At 57.7% G+C, this 19,496-nt stretch carries 16 protein-coding genes; 7 read left to right on the plus strand and 9 right to left on the minus strand.

Translation table 11 applies throughout. The features are described 5' to 3' along the window. Window positions 1-55: 55 nt before the first annotated feature. Both H1Y61_RS20445 and H1Y61_RS20450 read right to left on the minus strand, forming a co-directional pair. The gene (locus tag H1Y61_RS20445; protein ID WP_234616585.1) at window positions 56-1,237 is read right to left on the minus strand and encodes an acyl-CoA dehydrogenase family protein; all 1,182 of its coding nucleotides are present in this window, start codon (window positions 1,235-1,237) and stop codon (window positions 56-58) included. Window positions 1,238-1,756: 519 nt separating this feature from the next. Continuing rightward, window positions 1,757-2,461 (minus strand): GntR family transcriptional regulator, encoded by a 705-nt coding sequence (locus tag H1Y61_RS20450; RefSeq protein ID WP_180574628.1) that lies wholly within the window; start codon window positions 2,459-2,461, stop codon window positions 1,757-1,759. A gap of 227 nt (window positions 2,462-2,688) precedes the next feature. Between H1Y61_RS20450 and H1Y61_RS20455 the strand changes: the two genes are divergently transcribed. The 5 genes from H1Y61_RS20455 to H1Y61_RS20475 all read left to right on the plus strand — a co-directional run bounded on the left by H1Y61_RS20455 (window position 2,689) and on the right by H1Y61_RS20475 (window position 8,095). Then, on the plus strand, window positions 2,689-3,693 hold the full coding sequence (locus H1Y61_RS20455) for an ABC transporter substrate-binding protein (protein WP_180574629.1): 1,005 nt from the start codon (window positions 2,689-2,691) through the stop codon (window positions 3,691-3,693). A 190-nt stretch (window positions 3,694-3,883) separates the two neighbouring features. After that, complete coding sequence (locus H1Y61_RS20460) at window positions 3,884-4,699, plus strand: ABC transporter ATP-binding protein (RefSeq protein WP_180574630.1); 816 nt, start codon at window positions 3,884-3,886, stop codon at window positions 4,697-4,699. Between the two features lie 4 nt (window positions 4,700-4,703). Next, on the plus strand, window positions 4,704-5,573 hold the full coding sequence (locus tag H1Y61_RS20465; protein WP_012653492.1) for an ABC transporter permease: 870 nt from the start codon (window positions 4,704-4,706) through the stop codon (window positions 5,571-5,573). A 42-nt stretch (window positions 5,574-5,615) separates the two neighbouring features. Beyond that, window positions 5,616-7,352 (plus strand): L-arabinonate dehydratase, encoded by a 1,737-nt coding sequence (araD, locus tag H1Y61_RS20470; protein ID WP_180574631.1) that lies wholly within the window; start codon window positions 5,616-5,618, stop codon window positions 7,350-7,352. 17 nt (window positions 7,353-7,369) lie between these two features. Next, window positions 7,370-8,095 carry a ribonuclease activity regulator RraA gene (locus H1Y61_RS20475; RefSeq protein WP_180574632.1) on the plus strand — a complete coding sequence of 242 codons (726 nt, stop codon included), beginning with the start codon at window positions 7,370-7,372 and terminating at the stop codon, window positions 8,093-8,095. A gap of 137 nt (window positions 8,096-8,232) precedes the next feature. Here the strand turns inward: H1Y61_RS20475 and H1Y61_RS20480 are convergent, their stop codons facing one another. After that, window positions 8,233-9,132 (minus strand): helix-turn-helix transcriptional regulator, encoded by a 900-nt coding sequence (locus H1Y61_RS20480; protein ID WP_174112211.1) that lies wholly within the window; start codon window positions 9,130-9,132, stop codon window positions 8,233-8,235. A 273-nt stretch (window positions 9,133-9,405) separates the two neighbouring features. Here H1Y61_RS20480 and H1Y61_RS20485 point away from each other — a divergent pair, with 273 nt between their 5' ends. Further along, the gene (locus H1Y61_RS20485; protein ID WP_180575236.1) at window positions 9,406-10,878 is read left to right on the plus strand and encodes an aldehyde dehydrogenase family protein; all 1,473 of its coding nucleotides are present in this window, start codon (window positions 9,406-9,408) and stop codon (window positions 10,876-10,878) included. Window positions 10,879-10,957: 79 nt separating this feature from the next. Continuing rightward, window positions 10,958-12,406: an aldehyde dehydrogenase gene (locus H1Y61_RS20490; protein WP_180574633.1), complete on the plus strand. Its 1,449-nt coding sequence runs from the start codon at window positions 10,958-10,960 to the stop codon at window positions 12,404-12,406. A gap of 72 nt (window positions 12,407-12,478) precedes the next feature. On the opposite strand, the gene H1Y61_RS20495 is transcribed toward H1Y61_RS20490, so the two are convergent. From H1Y61_RS20495 to H1Y61_RS20520, 6 genes are all read right to left on the minus strand, one after another. Further along, a complete protein-coding gene (locus H1Y61_RS20495) occupies window positions 12,479-13,207 on the minus strand; it encodes a FadR/GntR family transcriptional regulator (protein WP_180574634.1) in 729 nt (242 codons plus the stop codon). Further along, complete coding sequence (yjfF, locus tag H1Y61_RS20500) at window positions 13,204-14,184, minus strand: galactofuranose ABC transporter, permease protein YjfF (protein ID WP_174112208.1); 981 nt, start codon at window positions 14,182-14,184, stop codon at window positions 13,204-13,206. The genes H1Y61_RS20495 and yjfF overlap by 4 nt, the downstream gene beginning before the upstream one ends. Then, a complete protein-coding gene (locus tag H1Y61_RS20505; protein ID WP_174112207.1) occupies window positions 14,181-15,221 on the minus strand; it encodes an ABC transporter permease in 1,041 nt (346 codons plus the stop codon). The genes yjfF and H1Y61_RS20505 overlap by 4 nt, the downstream gene beginning before the upstream one ends. Next, complete coding sequence (locus tag H1Y61_RS20510; protein WP_180574635.1) at window positions 15,218-16,756, minus strand: sugar ABC transporter ATP-binding protein; 1,539 nt, start codon at window positions 16,754-16,756, stop codon at window positions 15,218-15,220. The genes H1Y61_RS20505 and H1Y61_RS20510 overlap by 4 nt, the downstream gene beginning before the upstream one ends. Before the next feature lie 83 nt (window positions 16,757-16,839). Further along, the gene (gene ytfQ / locus H1Y61_RS20515) at window positions 16,840-17,802 is read right to left on the minus strand and encodes a galactofuranose ABC transporter, galactofuranose-binding protein YtfQ (protein WP_180574636.1); all 963 of its coding nucleotides are present in this window, start codon (window positions 17,800-17,802) and stop codon (window positions 16,840-16,842) included. Window positions 17,803-17,931: 129 nt separating this feature from the next. Further along, on the minus strand, window positions 17,932-19,041 hold the full coding sequence (locus tag H1Y61_RS20520; protein ID WP_174112204.1) for an RHE_PE00001 family protein: 1,110 nt from the start codon (window positions 19,039-19,041) through the stop codon (window positions 17,932-17,934). Window positions 19,042-19,496 lie beyond the last annotated feature (455 nt).

Below are 19,496 nucleotides of genomic sequence, written 5' to 3' on the forward strand. Positions count from 1 at the left end.
AACAACAGAAGCGAGAGCTTTTTTGGTTCACTCTGAACCTGACAGAGACTCGCTGTTATTTTTGTGGAAGACCGCCCGCGAACATCTTGAAGGGCGGCAGGCCCAGCACGTGCCGGCCAGCGATTTCGGCGGCCGGATCCTGACGGATAGCCCCGTGCGAGATAAGAACCCGTGCGTCACGCGCAAACCGCTGAATGGGATTCTTCAATGTGACCGTCGAAGAACCGAGGCAGATTTGCATCATATCGATCGCATCGGCGCACAGGCGGGCAGCGAATACCAAGTTCATGGTATTCAAAGCCTCTTCACGCGGCTCGAAATCGAGACCGGAAGCTGCACGCCTGTCCACCTCGTCGGCCACACCATGGATCAGTGTTTCCGCTGCATTGATCATTGCGTTCACCCGTCCGGCAACAACCTGGGTCGAAGGCGTTTCCGCGACAGTGTCATAAGGAAGGTTGAACGGTTTGCGGGCATTTGCCTGTTGGGAAAATTCCTGCAAACACCCTTTTGCCATACCAAGCGTGATCGCCACGTTGGAAATGGTGACTGTCAACATCATTCCAAAGGCACCGGTCTGGTAGCCGACCCCCTCAAACCGGTTGCGGATTTTCGCGAGGCGGATCGGCATTTCGGCCGAAGCCATCGTGCGGCGCGTGGGTACAAACACTTCATCGAGGGCAGTGATACTGTTGCTCGATGTACCCTGAAGACCCATGACGTGCCAGTCGTCGACAATTTCATACTGGTCACGGGAAAGCAGTGCGATCCCCCGATGGGGAACGCCCCCCTCCTCCCACTGGATTCCGACAAAGGCCCATTTCGCGTGTTTGCACCCGCTGCCGAAGCTCCACTTGCCGCGGACCATAAAACCGCCATCGACCAGTCTTGCATCGCCGACAATCTGCGAAAACACCGATGCGCCAACCATGAGAGGCCCCACCCAGGAGCCGGCATCCGCCATCAACTCGGAAACAGTTTGCTCATCAAAAACAAATGCGTTTCTGAGGCCAACCGAGACAAAGCCTGACCATGCTGTCGATCCATCACCGGTCGCCGCTGCACCGACAACCTCGGCAATGTCACGGGCGCCAAATCCATAACCACCATATTCGCGTGGCAAGGTGATTTTGAAAAATCCGACTTCATTCAGCGCGTTAACGACCGCAGGCGTCATTGCACCCAATTTCTCACCGGCTTCGGCTTCGCGTCGGATCAAAGGCACCAGCGCCAGCACTTTGTCGCGCATGATCTGTCCTGCCTCGCTTGGGCCAACAGACACAGCAGCGTAAGGTTGCCGGGCGCTTTCCTCATGCCGAGGCGCAGATGCCAAATTCATAGACTCTCTCCCTGCATGACGACATGCGTTCTTCTCAATCCTCACCGAAACAACGCTGTCGCCTGTTTTAATGCCTGACTAATGGGCTTTCACCACCGCCTGCAAAAGTCACGAGAGGTTACAGATGCCATGTAACAATGAGCTGAGGCTTCAAATTTAACGCCTATAGACTGCATATCGTCGCCGCAGACATCAGGGCGGTCGGCTCCCGTCAATCAGCGTACAGATCGCGAAATGCAGCAGATTGAAAGCGTTACAGCGCCGTTTGTGCGTTTTATAAAACGCAGGGCGCCGTAGAGGCGACGAGGGTATTTTATCAGTGTTGGCAAAAAGGTCAGCGACGACGTCAAGCGCCCAGCCAAGCGTGAAGCACCGGCTGGACGTTGGCAAACGACTGAGACGAATACAGCTCAACGTTCACTTGCGAATATAATCCGGGTATTCCGCGCTGATGAGATCGATGATCGAAAGCGTACCCGACAGGTGTTTTCTGAGCGCCGAGGCCGCAGCCTCGGGATTACCGGATGCAATGGCTGCGACAATCGCTTCATGATCCTCGAGTACGGTCTGCATCTTGCCGGGCATTGGCAGGTTGAGACGCCGCAGCCGGTCGAGATGGACGCTTTGTCGTCGCACATTTGCCCACAGCTGGAGAATCCCGCTTTTCTCATAAAGTTTACGGTGAAACTCGCGGTCTATGCTATCAAAAGTGTCATAGGTCTCCTGCGTGGCCACTTCTTTTTGACGGGCCAGGATGGCGCCCAACTCCTTGGCGGTCTCGCCTGGCGCCTCATCAGTCAGGCGCCGGACTGCTTCGAGTTCGATCGACAGCCGAAGGAACTGCGCCTGTCTGGCGTGATCGATATCGATCTTGGCAACGACCGTTGCATATTGCGGATAGACTTCGACAATGTCCTCTTCCTGCAAGCGCATCAGCGCATCGCGCACCGGTGTCTGGCTCACTCCGAATTCCAGTTGCAATGAGGCACGCGACAAGATCGTGCCCGGCACCAATTGCACCTTCAGGATCCTGTCGCGCAGAATTTCATGAACCTGCAATGCCACCTGTCGCGAGCGGTCCAACTGTCCGCCCCTGATCGTTCCGTTCATGCATCCATCCATACTTGTAGCCGTTAAAAACATTAGAGCACATATTCGGGGTTGATGCACTGATGTTTTAGTGCTTCAATGCATTTGTCCGCTTTGGGAGAGAGCGGCAAGCGTCAACCATCGACTTGAAAATGGGAACCGGCTTTCGCAACATCTGATGCGCAACAAAGGGCGAGCATGATGAAGCGATCCTGTTTCCGGCTGCAAAGCGTTCAATCTGCATCCTTGGGAGGAAAATCATGCGTTTCTTTATCGGCGGAGTGACCGCCATTGCCCTTGCTTTGGGATTGGCCTGTCCAAGCCAGGCAGAGGAGAAAACCACCCTGTCCATCACCCGCCAGCCTGGGATTCTTTACCTCGCAAGCCATGTAATGGAGACCCAGAAGCTTATCGAAAAACAAGCGGCAGCCGAAGGTCTTCAAGGCATTACCGTCGAGTGGCGCACCTTCAGCGGTGGCGGCGCGCAGACCGATGCGCTGCTGGCCGGCAATGTCGATGTCGTCAATACCGGCACCGGCAATCTTCTGCTTCTATGGGATCGCACCCGCGGCAAGGTGAAGGGGATCATCACCAGTTCGGCCCAGCCGGTAATCATGGTGTCCAACGACCCGCGCATCAAGACGCTGAAGGATATCCAGGATGGCGATAAGATCGCCGTGCCGACCGTCGGCGTCTCGACCCAGGCGATCCTGTTGCAAATGGCGGCAGCGAAGCTCTATGGCGACGATCAGGTCAAGAAGTTCGACAAGAACACCGTGCAGCTTGGCCATCCCGATGCTGTGGCGGCGATCGCCAATTCGCAACATGAGGTCAAGAACCACTTTTCCGCGCCCCCCTTCCAATATGTCGAGTTGAAGCAGCCGGGCGTTCATAAGGTCACGGATTCCCGCGAAATCATCGGGGGAGCACTGACCCAGGCGACCTTCTTCACCACGACCAGTTTTGCCGAGGCAAATCCGAAACTGGTCAAGGCATTGCGGGTCGCAACGGAAGAAGCCATCACTTTTATCAAGAAAGATCCGAAGGCTGCACTTGAAGCTTACAAAACCGTGTCCGGTGACAAGACCAGCCTTGATGACCTGATGGCCATGATGAAGGAGCCGGGCATGGACGAGTGGCGCACCGATCCGCAAGGCACGATGAAATTTGCCGAACATCTTCATAAAGTCGGCACACTCAAATCCATGCCGAAGGCCTGGACCGACTATTATCTGCCCGACAGCGCCTATCTTAACGGGAATTGAGCCTCGTTGCGCATGCAGCGGCATCGCCTGCCGCTGCACTTTCCTTAGGCTTGTGAGGGATTGAGTTTCCCGGGCCTTGGATATGCAGGAAGACGTTGAGTTCAACCTTCCCGAAAGACAACCGACACCACAGAGATCGAGAGCCTGCCCGGTTCAGTAAAGATCTGACAGACTGTAGGGAGTGACTATCATGATGCAGGCAACTGCTGCTGCCGAGCGCCTCGCACCGGTCCCCGAAAAAGCGCCGCTTCTTTCCGTTGATCGCGTCACGCTGCGTTACAAAACGCCAAATCTGCTGATTACCGCCACCGAAGATGTCAGTTTCGATGTGCGGGAATCCGACCGCTTCGTGCTGCTTGGCCCGTCCGGCTGTGGCAAGTCCACGCTGCTGAAAGCCGTTGGCGGTTATATGACACCGGTTTCCGGAACGATCCATATCAATGGCCGTCAGGTGAAAGCCCCAGGACCGGACCGAATGATGGTGTTCCAGGAGTTTGATCAGTTGATGCCCTGGAAGACCGTGCTGGAAAACGTGATGTTCCCGCTTCTCGTCGCCCGTAAAATGCCGCGAACCGAAGCGGAGGCGCTGGCCCGCCATTATATCGACAAGGTCAAACTGACCCGGGCCGTCAACAGCTACCCGCACACGCTGTCGGGTGGCATGAAGCAGCGCGTGGCGATTGCACGCGGCATGGCCATGCAGCCGGATATCCTGTTGATGGACGAGCCTTTCGCCGCACTCGACGCGCTGACACGGCGGCAGATGCAGGACGAATTGCTTCAGCTTTGGGAAGACACCAAATTCACCGTGATCTTCGTCACCCATTCGATTGCTGAAGCGATCAAGATTTCCAACCGCATCCTGCTGCTGTCACCGCATCCGGGGCGCGTGAAGGCCGAGGTCGTCGATGTCGACAAGGTGAGCCAGGCGGATGGCAGCGCCGCAGCTTTGGAGCGCGATATCCATAACCTGCTGTTCTCCAACGAACCCGGTCACAAGGAATAGAACCATGCTGTCCCCCAACATCATCCTTGCCGCCGATGTCGCAGCGGCCAAGCCCTATGACAATATCAAGCCGGTCGAACAGAAACTGAGCGTCTTTGAAACGCTGTGGGGCATCAGCGCCTTACGCAAGACGCTGTTGATCGTGGTTCTGGCAATCATCTGGCAGGTCTATGCCTCCTTTCTCGACAATCCACTGCTTTTTCCCACCTTGAGCGACACATTGGTGACGCTGACCGACCGCTTTGCCGACGGCACCCTGCCCGCCCGTATCTGGACGACGCTGCAAGTCCTGTTCATGGGCTATACTGTCGGCACTGTGCTTGCCGCGCTGCTGACGGTGCTTGCCATCAACACCCGCATCGGCACCGATTTTCTGGAAACCATGACAGCGATGTTCAACCCGCTGCCAGCCATTTCCCTGCTGCCCTTGGCGTTGATCTGGTTTGGGCTCGGTGCCTCCAGCCTGGTCTTCGTGCTGGTTCACTCGGTCCTGTGGGCCGTGGCGCTCAACACGCATTCCGGCTTTCTTGGCGTATCGCGCACCTTGCGCATGGTCGGCGCCAATTACGGACTGACCGGCATTTCCTATGTGCTGCGCATCCTCGTTCCGGCGGCCTTTCCTTCGATCCTCACCGGCCTGAAAATCGGCTGGGCCTTTGCCTGGCGCACGCTGATTGCTGCCGAACTGGTGTTCGGCGTCTCCTCGGGACAGGGCGGCCTTGGCTGGTTCATCTTTGAAAACCGCAACCTGCTGGATATTCCTGCGGTGTTTGCAGGCCTGCTGACCGTCATCATTATTGGCCTGATTGTCGAAAACCTGGTCTTCCAGACGATCGAGCGCCACACCATCCAGAAATGGGGCATGAAGGAATAGCGTTGCCGTATTTCGCTTTCGCCCCCGCAGAAGGTCAGTTCCATGACAAGCAAGAAAACCCCTGAAACGCTGCGCAGCGCCCGCTGGTTCGCCCCCGACGATCTGCGCAGTTTCGGTCACCGGTCCCGCATGATGCAACTCGGCTACGCGGAAGAGGATTTCCGCGACAAGCCGGTGATCGGCATCCTCGACACATGGTCCGAACTCAACACCTGTCACGCCCATTTCAAGGAGAGGGTGCAGGACGTGAAGCGCGGCGTCACCCAGGCCGGTGGCTTTCCGGTCCAGATGCCGTCGCTATCCGTTGATGAAAGCTTCACCAAGCCAACCTCCATGCTCTACCGCAACATGCTGGCGATGGAGACGGAGGAAATGATCCGCTCGCATCCCCTTGACGGCGTGGTGCTGATGGGCGGTTGCGACAAAACCACCCCCGGCCTGGTGATGGGCGCGATTTCGGCTGGCGTGCCGATGATTTACCTGCCAGCCGGCCCGATGCTGCGCGGCAATTATGCCGGCAAGATCCTGGGTTCCGGTTCGGATGCCTGGAAATATTGGGACGAGCGGCGCGCCGGACATATTTCCGACGCGGAATGGCTCGGCATTCAGGGCGGCATCGCCCGCTCCGCTGGCACCTGTATGACCATGGGCACAGCCGCGACCATGACGGCAATCGCCGATGCCATGGGCCTCACCCTGCCGGGCGCCTCCTCGATCCCCGCGGTCGATGCCAATCACCAGCGCATGTCGGCCTCCTGTGGCCGCCGCATCGTCGAGATGGTCTGGGAAGACCTGACACCGGACCTGATCATCACCGACGCCGCCTGCCGCAACGCCGCTATCGTCGCCATGGCCACCGGCTGTTCCACCAATGCCGTCGTTCACCTGATTGCCATGGCCCGCCGGGCCGGTGTCGATCTCACCCTCGACGACCTCGACGCGCTGGGCCGCGTCACACCTTTGATCGCCAATGTCCGCCCATCCGGCAAGGATTACCTGATGGAGGATTTCTTCTATGCGGGCGGCCTGCGCGCCTTGATGAAACAGCTCGAAGAGCGGCTTGACCTTTCAGCCATGACCGTTACCGGGAAAACAATGGGCGAAAATCTCGAGGGCGCAGAGGTTTATAACGACGACGTCATCCGGCCGCTGTCCAATCCGGTCTATCACCAAGGCTCGCTCGCCGTGTTGCGGGGCAATCTCTGCCCTACCGGCGCGGTCATCAAGCCGGCGGCTTGCGATCCGAAATTTCACGTCCACCAAGGCCCGGCATTGGTGTTCGACAGCTATCCCGAGATGAAGAAAGCCATCGACGACGAACATCTCGACGTGACCCCCGATCATGTTCTGGTGTTGCGCAATGCCGGGCCGCTGGGGGGGCCGGGCTTTCCTGAATGGGGCATGCTGCCGATCCCCAAGGCGCTGATCAAACAGGGCCACCGCGACATGCTGCGGATTTCGGATGCCCGGATGTCCGGCACATCCTACGGCGCCTGCGTGCTGCATGTCTCGCCCGAAAGCTATATCGGCGGGCCGCTAGCGTTGTTGCGGACCGGTGACATCGTCCGGCTGGATCTTCCCAATCGCAGTCTGGACATGCTGGTCGATGACGCGGAACTTGCCCGCCGCAAGGCCGCATGGACGGCGCCGGAACCGCATTTCCAACGCGGCTATGGCTGGATGTTCTCCCGGCATGTGACGCAGGCCGACAAGGGCTGCGATTTCGATTTTCTTGAAACCAGCTTCGGCAAATCAGCCGGTGAACCGGATATCTATTAGGCAAAGAAGGAACGACAATGACAGACTATGTGCTGAGCGACGCGACCCGCGCCAAATACAAGAAGATCTCCACCGCATCGATTGCCACCGCGCTGTTCAAACGCGGCCTGCGCAACCAGTTCATTCAAGGCGTCGTGCCGGTGGCGCCAAAGGCCGTAACCATGGTCGGCCAGGCGTTTACACTGCGCTATATTGTGGCGCGCGAGGACCGCAATCCGATCACCGTGTTCCGAGACCAAAAGCATCCGCAGCGTGTCGCCATGGAAATCTGCCCTCCCGGCCATGTCCTGGTGATGGATGCGCGCAAGGACGCCCGTGCGGCCACCGCCGGCTCGATCCTGATCACCCGTCTGGCTCTACGTGGGGCAGCCGGCGTCGTTTCCGATGGCGGTTTTCGTGATGCGGAAGGGATTGGCGCTCTCGACATGCCCGCCTATTACGCAAAACCATCGGCACCGACCAATCTGACGCTGCATGAAGCCATCGATATCAACGTGCCGATCTCCTGTGGCGATGTCGCGGTATTTCCCGGCGATGTGCTTGTTGGCGACCGTGATGGCGTCATGGTCATTCCCGCCCATCTGGCGGACGAACTGGCCGACGAATGCACCGATATGGAAAGCTACGAGGATTTCGTCCTGGAACAGGTCAAGGCCGGAGCGGTGATTATCGGCCTTTATCCCTGCACGAAGGACGAACATCAGCAGAAATACGAGGCTTGGCGCAAGGAACATGGGCGCTGAAGTTTTTTGAGGGAAAAGTAGAACCCGCTTTCCCGAAACACAAACGACAACAAGAATATAGAGCATTTCAGCGTTTCCGTTAAACGCTGAAATGCTCTCCAGATGCAATACAAGCAAGCCACCCAACACCGCTGAAGTCAGGGCCAGTCATGATAGTCCATATTGGTCCCGAGGCCGGGATTTGCCGATGATTGCCGGACCATGCGCCGGTAGGCTGCCGGGGAAAGGCCGGTTTTCCGTTTGAAAAAATGGCTGAAATGCGCCGGATCCCGAAACCCGAGTGCTTCTGAAATGTCGCGTGCGCTGCTATCGGAGCGCTCCAGCCGGATACGGCCCTCCTGCGCCAACCGCTCATGCACAAGCTCAATGGGCGCGCGGCCGAGATGTTTGCGGCAAAGCGCATGCAAACGGTCGGTCGAGATCCCCAGGCGAGCGGCATAATCGGCAACGGGCCGGTGATGCCGGTAGTCCGCCTCCACCAATTGACGGAATTGATGCAGGATTGGTGCAGCACCCCCGGAAGACAGCGATGCAGCTGGTCCGGAAGGCATGGTGTGGCGCCAGGCCCAATTGATCAGCAGCCGAAGATAGGCTGACACCACCATATGCGAAGGTTGTCCATCCCGGTTCAATTCGTCGATGAGGCCCCGCATGTGCTGTTCCAGTCCGCTTGCCTGCTGCGGCAAAAGCCCTGTCATGATCGTTGTCGTTGCGATGAACAGTCTAATAGGCTGGGATTCCGGATAATCGCCGATGGCATCGCCGATAATATCCATGGCCGCGCCGATAACATGGCCGCATGAGCCAGCAGAAAGGCGCAACCTTGCCAGTTCCGAAGACGGTAGCAGCAGCAGGCACGGGCCCTGCAGCACGCCCGCAGTGTCACCGGTACCAAGCCTGACCGTACCCAGCCGAATGAAGACCAGATGGGTAAACCAACGATAGGGATGGTTGCCAATACCGATGATGCGTTGTGAAAGCGTCGGCTCCAGGCTCTGGCCCCAGGCCCGCCGCATCAGCGCGTATTCCTCCACCATAGACACAATCTCCAAATTGTGGCAATTGACCAGAAAACGACAATAAGAACCCAGATATCTACATTCTTCTTTCTGTGCAAATCGTTAGAGTTGGCCGCAATACATGTCTGACGGATTTTCTCACCATGAAGAATTCCAGAAAAACAGCCTGAAACAGGCGGTTTCGGATCAATGGTGAAAACGCTGTCGGGGACACGCCTTTGGGAGGAGGCATTGCATATGGCCATGGAACGGTCCGCAACACCTGGAAATTCCAGTCTGGACTGGATGGATATGGCAAGTGGCACTCCCACGCCTTTTGCAGCCTCCCTGCTGATCGGAGGAAAGTCCATCGACGCGCAAGGAGACAGGATCTTTACAAGAGCCAATCCCCTGACCTCGCACATCGTCACTGTCGCTGCCGCCGCAAGTCTTGCGGATGCCGAAAACGCAGCACTTGCTGCTGCTGCTGCCTTCCCAGGCTGGTCAGCATCGCCTTGCGCCATGCGCCAGACTATTCTGGAACAGGCAGCCATCCTCCTGATCGAAGCGACCGAGGTTTTCACCCGGACAATGATGGCCGAAACGGGGGCCACCCGTGATTGGTGCCGATTCAACATCACCTATGGGGCAAAGATCTTCCAGGACGCCGCTGCCATGGCCGTGCATGTGCCGGGATCGATTTGCCCGGATGATTTGATCGTTGGAACGTCCTTTTCATTGCGCCAACCGGCTGGCGTCTGCCTTGCCATCTCGCCTTGGAACGCACCAATCCTGCTTGCTGTCCGTTCGATTGCCTTGGCACTGGCCTGCGGAAATTGCGTGATATTGAAAAGCTCGGAATTGGCGCCCGCCACGCAGCGGTTGCTGGGCGATCTGCTTCAGCAAGCCGGTCTGCCCGATGGCGTTTTGAATATCATTTCCAATGCGCCTGCCGATGCAGCGGCGATTGTCGAAACCCTGATTGCCCATCCCGTTGTTCGCCGGGTCAATTTCACCGGCTCGACCCGGGTCGGCAGGATTGTTTCGCAAGTCGCCGCCCGCCATTTAAAACGCTGCCTGTTGGAACTTGGCGGCAAAGCGCCGCTGATCGTGCTCGATGATGCCGACCTCGAACAGGCCGCCCGCGCCGCAGCGTTTGGGGCTTTTTTCAATCAGGGACAGATCTGCATGTCCACCGAGCGGATCATTCTGGTCGATGCCATCGCCGATGATTTTCTGTCGCTGTTCGTCAGCAAAGCGAAAACGGTCAAGGCCGGTGATCCGGCACTTGGCCTGACACCGCTCGGTTCATTGATCTCGGTAGAATCCGGCCGGAGAATTGCCGGCATGATCGATGATGCCGTTGCCAGGGGCGCGCATGTTCTGGCAGGCGGACGCGTTCACGACACGTTGATGGATGCGACTGTTGTCGATCATGTCCTGCCCGGCATGCGGCTCTATCGTGAAGAAAGTTTCGGACCGGTCGTGTCGATTATTCGCGTCACAGACGCCGACGAGGCCGTGACCGCTGCCAATGATTGCGATTACGGCTTATCCGGCGCAGTATTCTGCCGCGACCTGCACCGCGCCCTCGACGTCGCACGGCGGGTGGAAACCGGCATTCTCCATATCAACTGCGCTACCGTGGCCGACGATCCGTCCATGCCGTTTGGAGGCGTAAAGGCCTCTGGCTATGGCCGGTTTGGAGGCGAGGCGGCACTGGACGAATTTACCGAATTGCGGTGGGTGAGCCTTGCCTCAGGCCCGGCGGATTATCCGATCTGAACGCACAACTCCCGCAAAATGAAGCGAGCTTACCAACAAAGACTGCGACAGGGGTCGCACACAAGTGGAGGAAGAAGATATGCACGAAATTCAGCAAATCATTGGTGGCAAGAAAGTCGGAGCCTTGTCGGGCAAGACCTTCGACCGGATCGATCCATTCAATGGCGAGATTGCTTCCCGCGCCCCGGCCTCCGGCCTGGACGATGTCAAGGCAGCGATTACCGCAGCCCAGGCGGCCTTTCCCGCCTGGTCACGCACCGGCCCCGGCGAAAGGCGGGCACTGCTGCTGAAAGCCGCCGACATCATGGCCTCAAAAGCGGCAGACTTCACCGCGCTGATGATCACGGAGACGGGTGCAACCGGTCCCTGGGCCGGTTTCAATACCATGCTTGCCGCTGGTGTGCTGCGGGAAGCCGCCAGCATGACCAGCCAGATCCAGGGCGAAGTCATCCCTTCCGACAAGCCCGGTACATTGTCCATGGCGGTGCGCCAGGCAGCAGGCGTCTGCCTTGGCATTGCGCCCTGGAACGCACCGATCATTCTGGGCACACGCGCCATTGCCATGGCAATTGCCTGCGGCAACAGCGTCATCCTGAAGGCATCCGAAGCCTGCCCCGGCGTCCATGTCCTGATCGGCCAGGTGCTTGTTGAAGCAGGCCTGCCGGATGGCGTCATCAATGTCATCACCAATGCGCCCGAAGATGCTGCCCAGGTGGTGGAGGCGCTGGTCAGCGCACCGGAAGTTCGCCGCGTCAATTTCACCGGTTCCACCAAGGTCGGACGCATTATCGGCGAGTTGTGTGGTCGCCACCTGAAGCCCGCCCTGCTTGAACTGGGTGGAAAAGCACCCTTTCTGGTGCTCGAAGATGCCGATATCGACGCTGCCGTCAATGCGGCGGTGTTTGGCTGCTACATGAACATGGGCCAGATCTGCATGTCCACGGAGCGGTTGATTGTCCATGAAAAGGTTGCCGACGAATTCGTAGAAAAGCTGGCCGCCCGGGCAGCCTCGCTTCCCGCTGGCGATCCGCGCGGCCATGTTGTACTGGGCTCGCTGGTCAATCCTCAGGCCGCCGTCAAAATGCAGGAATTCATCGATGATGCCGTCGGCAAGGGCGCAACCCTCGCCGCTGGCGGCAAGGTCACGGGCAGCGTGGTGGAAGCAACGCTTCTCGACCACGTCAAGGCTGGAATGCGCAGTTTCGATGAGGAAAGCTTCGGCCCGGTCAAGCCGGTCATCCGGGTCAAGGACGAGGAAGAGGCCATCCGCATCGCCAATGACAGCGAATACGGCCTGTCCTCGGCGATTTTCAGCCGCGATATCCAACGCGCCCTGGCGATTGCGGCCCGTATCGAAGCCGGCATTTGCCATATCAATGGCCCAACTCTCGCAGATGAGGCACAAATGCCGTTTGGTGGGGTGAAAAACTCCGGCTACGGACGGTTTGGCGGCAAGGCGGCGATCAACGAATTCACCGACCTGCGCTGGATCACCATCGAAGATCCGAACCAGCATTATCCGTTCTGATCTATTGGGTTGAATGACAAGATGGCATGCATTGTCAAAATGCATGCCATCGCCCATCTTTGAGCGAATAAATTACGACATCCGTGCGCGGTCTTGCTCGATGGTGCCGATCATCGCCGCTGCTGCCTCTTCGGCAAGGCCGCGCTCAATGGCGGCGACGAGAGCCCGGTGGCTTTGCAGCACAGAGCTAAGATCGCAGACTTTCCCGTCGCGCACGGCGGGCAAATAAGCGAGCGCATGCGACAGTTCGATCACGCCCTGCAAGGCCCGCAGGAACGGATTGCTGGATGCCTCGGCAATGATCCTGTGGAGCTCGAAATCAGCCAGGCTGAAGCTTTGCGGCTCATCCAGGGCAAGCTCCATCTGCCGCAGCCAGTAATGCATCAGGCGGATCTGGTCGCCGGTATGATCGCTGGCAGCATCACTTGCCGCCAGCGGTTCCAGAGAGCGCCGTACCTCACCAAGCCCGCGCAAAAATTCACCATCCGGCTGGGTTTCGAGACACCAGGCCAAGACTTGGCGATCATAGAGGTTCCAGCGACTTTTCTTGGCAACCTTGGTGCCGACCTTGGGCCGGGCTTCCACCAGTCCCTTGGCTTCGAGTGTTTTCAACGCCTCCCGCAAAACGGTACGCGAAACGCTGAATTCATCCATGAGAGCAGCATCGTTGGGCAGGATGGAGCCGACCGCGAAGCGGCCGGAGATGACGCCCGCTCCGATTTCGTTGATGACGTGAGAGTGGAAATTGCGCGCCGTGATCCGCCCGGAAAGGGAGCGAAGCAGGCTGCCTGGTTCAATCATGCAGACGCCTTTTTCGTCCTCGTCCGTCCACTTCCGGCATGAAATACCAGCTTCTGCAACAGAATGAACATAAACAGCAAAGCACCGATGGCAATCTTCGTCCACCAACTGGAAAGCGTGCCTTCAAAAACAATATAAGTCTGCACCAGCCCTTGTAGCATGACGCCAATCAAGGTGCCGAAGATGAAACCATATCCTCCAGTCAGCAATGTGCCGCCTATCACTACCGCCGCGATGGCGTCAAGCTCGATGCCAACCGCTGCAAGTGGATAGCCAGCCGAGGTATAAAGCGAATAGACGATACCTGCCAGACCGGACAGGAAGGCAGAAAGCGCATAGATGCCAATCGTCACCGGCCCGGTGGGCACACCCATCAGCGCTGCCGAAACCGGATTGCCGCCGATAGCATAGACGTAAGAGCCGAACCGGGTGCGGTGGGCGATAAAGCCGCAGACCAGAAACGCCGCCAGCATCAACAAACCGATAGCGCTCAACCGGCCTCCGCCGGGCAGGCGAAAATAGGCCTGCGAAATAGCACGGTAAATCGGATGATCGATAGGGATGCTGTCCTGGGTCAAAACCGAGGCGATGCCCCGTGCCAGAAACATCCCCGCCAGGGTGACGATAAAGGGCGGCACCTTCAGGAAATGGATAACCGCCCCCATCACCGCGCCGAAACAGGCCGAAAGTACCAGCACCAGCAGAAAGACCACAAGCGGATCGAGCCCCACATGGCTGATCAGCAGGGCGGTGATAACCCCTGTCAAGCCAATGACGGCGCCGACGGACAGATCGATGCCGCCCGACAGGATGACAAAGGTCGCCCCAACAGCAGCAATGCCCAGAAATGCATTATCCGTCAGGAAATTACCCAGGACACGGGTTGAAAACATGCCGGGATAGCTTATCACGCAGAGGGTATAGGCGACGATGAAAATCAGGGTCGTGGCAGCAAGGGGCCGATAGCGCGGGTTCATCCTGTTTTCTCCGGGGCCTGGATTGTAGTCTGAGTGTTTTTGGGCAAGACGGCGGGCCGGTGTTTCCAGAAACTGACCAACTCGCTGACGCGGTCCGATTGCAGGATCAGGATGATAATGATCACGCTGGCCTTGACGATGAGATTGAATTCCGGCGGCAGGCCGGACACCAGAATGCCGGTATTCATCGCCTGGATGATCACCGCCCCCAGAACCGACATCGGAATGGAAAATCGGCCACCCAGAAGCGAGGTACCGCCGATAACGACCGCAAGAATGGCATCCAACTCTAGCCACAGCCCGGCATTGTTGGCATCGGCGCCGCGAATATCGGCAGCGGCGATGGTGCCAGCGATGCCCGCGCAGAGGCCGCCAAACGCATAAACCCCAAGAATCAGCGCGCGACTGCGAAGACCAGTATAATTTGCCGCCGACAGATTGGTGCCGATAGCCTCGATGAACAATCCGATAGCGGTGCGGCGCATGAAAATATGGGCTGACAGCATCAGCACCAGGGCAATCACCACCGGCATCGGGAAACCAAGCAGTGATCCTGTTCCCACGAAAATAAGAGCTGGATCGCTGAAAGTGACAATCGAGCCGGATGTGACCAATTGCGCCAGCCCCCTGCCCGCCACCATCAGGACCAGCGTCGCCACAAAAGGCTGAATGCCGAGATAGGCAACCAGCAGGCCATTCCAGATGCCGCAGGCGAGCGCCACGGCAAGCGCTGCGGCCAAGGTCACCACCAGCGGCTGGCCTGCGACGGCGCAAGTCGCGGCAACGGCACCCGCCACGGCCATGACCGCGCCGACGGAGAGATCGACACCGCGTGTTGCAATGATGGCTGTCATGCCGATGGCGAGAATGGCAACCGGTGCGCCACGATTGAGCACATCGATCAGGCTGCCAAACAACCGACCATCGCGCCAGGCGATATCGAAGAAACCCGGAAACACCATCCAGTTCAACAGCAGGACGGCGATAAGCGCTGCAAATTGCGGCTTCAAGACGGACGACATGGAGCGAATTTTCATGAGAATGCGCCTTCGGACTGGGCAGGCGTGTTAGATTGGGCGGCAATTGTCTGAACGATAACGTCAGGGGCAATATCAGCGCCGTGCAGTTCGGCCACCATGGCCCGGTCCCGCATGACGACGATCCGTGATGAATAGCTCACGACTTCGTCCAGTTCTGACGAAATGACGATCAGCGCCAGGCCATCCTCGCGCAGGCGGCTGATCATTCGGACGATTTCTGCATGGGCTCCGACATCGATACCGCGGGTCGGCTCATCAAGGATCAGGAAGCGAGGATCGGTTGCCAGCCACCGGGCCAGAATAGCCTTTTGTTGGTTGCCGCCAGACAGAAGCTTGATCGGCAATTCGGCAGACGCGGTGCGAATGTCCAGCGCCTCGATGAACTGCCCGGCGATTTCCATCTGCTCATCATAGCTCAATGTGCGCAACCAGCCGAGCTTGGCCTGCATGGCGATGATAATGTTTTCCCGAACCGAGAGATCCCCGAAAATACCGTCAGCCTTGCGATCCTCCGGGCAGAAACCAAATCCCAGATCGATGGCCTGACGCGGCGAGCGGATCTTAAACGACGCTCCATTCAAGGTAAGTTCACCCTTGTCAGCGGAGTCGATGCCAAACATCAGCCGAGCCATTTCCGTGCGCCCGGACCCGAGCAATCCGGCCACGCCGATTACCTCACCCTTGTGAATGGTGAGCGTGAAGGGTTGCACCTTTCCGTCAAGCCCGTAGCCGGTAAATTGCATGAGGCTTTCGCCAACCTCCGCCTCAATCCCGGCGACGGCGTCGTGGTGCAGGGACAAGTCCTTGCCCAGCATCATCCTGACCAGCGTCGTCCGGTTGAGGGTGTCGATCGGTTTGCTGCCGACCAGCTTTCCGTTTCGCAATACGGTGGCGTGGTCGCATAGCTCGAAAACCTGATCCAGAAAATGGGTGATGAAGACGATGGCAAGCCCCCTCGCCTTCAGGCCTCGGACAATTTCGAAGAGCTTCAACACTTCGGACCGGTCTAGGCTTGCCGTCGGCTCATCCAGGATCAGCACCTTGCCGGAAAGCTCCACAGCGCGGGCAATGGCGATGATCTGCTGTACAGCAACGGAGAAAGTTGAAAGCTCGGCGCGAACGTCGATCTCCAGACCGTAGCCGGAAAGAATACGGCGCGCTTCACGCTCCATGGTGCGATGATCGACCAGACCGAAACGGCGCGGCTGGCGCCCAATGAACAGATTGTCGGCCACCGTCATATTCGTCAGGAGATTGACCTCCTGATAGACGGTGCCAATGCCGGCTGCCTGGGCCTGCTGCGGAGTGGAAAAACTCATGGGCGCGCCATCGACAAGCACTGTCCCGGCATCGGGCGTATAAGCTCCGGTCAGGATCTTGATCAGTGTCGATTTGCCCGCGCCATTTTCGCCCAGCAACGCATGGACTTCACCGGGACGGAAGGCAATATCGATAGTGTGCAAGGCGACATGGGCGCCGAATGTCTTGGTAATGGCCATCGCGGCCAGCACCGCCTGTTGGCTGATCGTCATCGTTTCACCCGGCTATGCCTGTCGATAAAAGAGCAATCCGCGCCCGGCGCATATCTGCAACCGGACGCGGTCTGGTTTGGATATCAGTAGCCTAAGCCCTTGCGGCGCTCATATTCACCCTTTGGATCATCCGAGGGAGTGTAGAGCTTGGACTCGGTGATGATGAATTTTTCCGGCTGCTTGCCGTCCTTCAGATAGGCAGCGAGAACATCAAATGCCGGACCGGCCATGTTCGGGGTCAGTTCGACGGAAGCGTTGGCCTCACCGGCCACCATGGCCTGGAAGATATCCGGAACGCCATCAATGGAGACGACTTTGATATCCTTGCCCGGCTTCAGACCGGCATCCTTGATTGCCTGAATACCGCCGACGGCCATATCATCATTATGGGCATACATGGCGCAAATGTCCTTGCCGCCATTTTCCGCCTTCAAGAAACCTTCCATCACTTCTTTGCCCTTGGCGCGGGTGAAATCGCCAGTCTGGCTGCGGATGAGGGTGATATTGGAATGGCCCTTGATCGCGTCTTCAAAGCCCTTCTTGCGGTTGATGGCCGGTGTGGAGCCAACGGTGCCTTGAAGTTCGACGACCTTGCAGGGCTTGTCGCCGACTGACTTCACCAGCCAATCGCCGGCAACCTTGCCCTCCTTGACCTGATCGGAGGCGACGGATGTCAGATAGAGATCCTTCGGTGCATCAATACCGCGGTCCAGCAGGATCACCGGGATCTTGGCTTCCTTGGCTTCGCTCAGGACGTCTTCCCAACCCGTCGCAACAACCGGTGCGATGAGAATGGCATCGACTCCCTGGGCAATAAAGCCACGGATAGCCTTGATCTGGTTTTCCTGCTTCTGCTGCGCATCGGCAAATTTCAAGGTGATTTTGCGCTTTTCGGCTTCCATCTTGGTAACCGATGTTTCCGCCGCGCGCCAACCGGATTCCGAACCGATCTGCGAGAAACCAACCGTCAGATTGGCAGCCACAGCTGAAGAGCAGGCAAGCGCCGTCATGCTCACGCCAAGCGCGAGTTTGCAAAGCTTATTCATGGATGTCCTCCCAAAAAAACGTCACCTCCATGACGTCTGCTTAAATTCATAAGCAGAAATATGAGAGCTGTAAAGCTGATTAGTAGTATTATATATGCTGCATTGCAGCATATACTTTCCACCGCATCATTACAGAATACCCCAGGCACGGTAGCGCCCTCGTCCGGTCAATTCGCGCAGCGGCAATTGCCGGATCAGGCCAAGCGCTCCTTGCGGCGTAATCTCCAGATACTTGGCGACAAGGCCCGCCGACACGAGTGGACGCGACAAGACCAGATCAATCAGGTCGGGTAGCTTTGACGAGCCACGCTTGCCAATAGTCCGCCGCTCCAGATTGCCCCGGGCCAATATCAGCCGGTCATGTTCCTTCAAGCCCAATTGCGCGCCTTTTTCGAATGCCTCAAGAATGGCGAGCAGCCGCTGGGTGCGGTTGGGAGATTGGCGCTGTTCACGCGGTACAGCCCGCAATCCGACCGATAGTGCCGGAAGATGAAATTGCGCCACGCCGGCCTTTTGAAGATAGGCTGCCGCCAAAAGACGGCCAAGCCAGGGACTATGCTCACTGACCTCCTGGCTCTGCCAGGCATCAAGCAGGCAGGCTGCGGCAAGCACTGGAGGAAGCGCCTGAACGTCGCCTAGCAGGGTCTGCCACTCTGCAAGCCGCGCCTCCTCATTCCAGTCCGGATCATATACCACAGCTTGCGGATCTTCGGCACGCGGTCGTAACCGCATCTTGCCGACGTCATCGAGTACGGTTTCACTTCGCTTCAAAACCGCATCGAAACGATCCAGTTCTGCCTGGAAGGCATCATCGACGCTGCCTTCGGCAGCAGGTTCCTCAGGCTCGGATATGGCCTGCGGCATAGGCAGCGTCATCTCCTGCGAGAGCCAATGGTCACGGCCACGAAGCCGTAGCAAACCCAACGCGCTGAACGCCCAGGAGGGCTCATGCTGAACAAGCTCTCGACGGCTTCGCAAAATTAGATGGGCAATGGTCAGTTCGTGGGTGGGCGTGCGCGTGTCCATTCGGGCATCATGAAAGACCAAATCTTCCATATGAACCAATTCTCCATCCACCCATAACGAGGCAATGGCATCGGCATAATGCAGCCGTTCACGCAATCCGCTTCCGACAGCTGAACGAGCAGCGCGCTCATCCAGACGCACAAGTGCTTCACCTGCCGCTGCGAGCGGCAGAACAAGCTTTTGCCAGGGCAATGAATCGATCACGTAACGCATTGAATTTACGTTACACGAATGAGACAACGAAAAGGAAGGGGCTCTTAGCTTTCGTCAGGAATATTGTCAAAATCTATGAGAATTAGCGCCCTGACGTTTTATAAGCCTATTATGCCACGGTTGGCACCGGATGGAAAGCCCATTTTCGCTTTTCACCAGGCAATGGCGAAAAACATATGCCTACACCTTTTCATGTAGGTTACGGCAAAGGTAGAAAAACTCCTACCTTTCCGTAATAGATTTATCCTCATGGGAACGAGTAAAAACGTAGAATCTTGAGTGATGCAGCATGTTGTTTATATCGCTTCGCGAGCACGATCCACTTTAAGGTATCGATTATCCGCTCACTGGAAACCTATGAATGGCATTGGGCGATTCTAGTCCCTTGGGGGTTAAAATGAACCCTCCGTCACTGCTGCAGAATGAATTTATAGCACCCTACCCTGATCGGCTCC

Origin of the sequence: Agrobacterium vitis (genome assembly GCF_013426735.1) — a bacterium.
Lineage (GTDB): Bacteria > Pseudomonadota > Alphaproteobacteria > Rhizobiales > Rhizobiaceae > Allorhizobium > Allorhizobium vitis_D.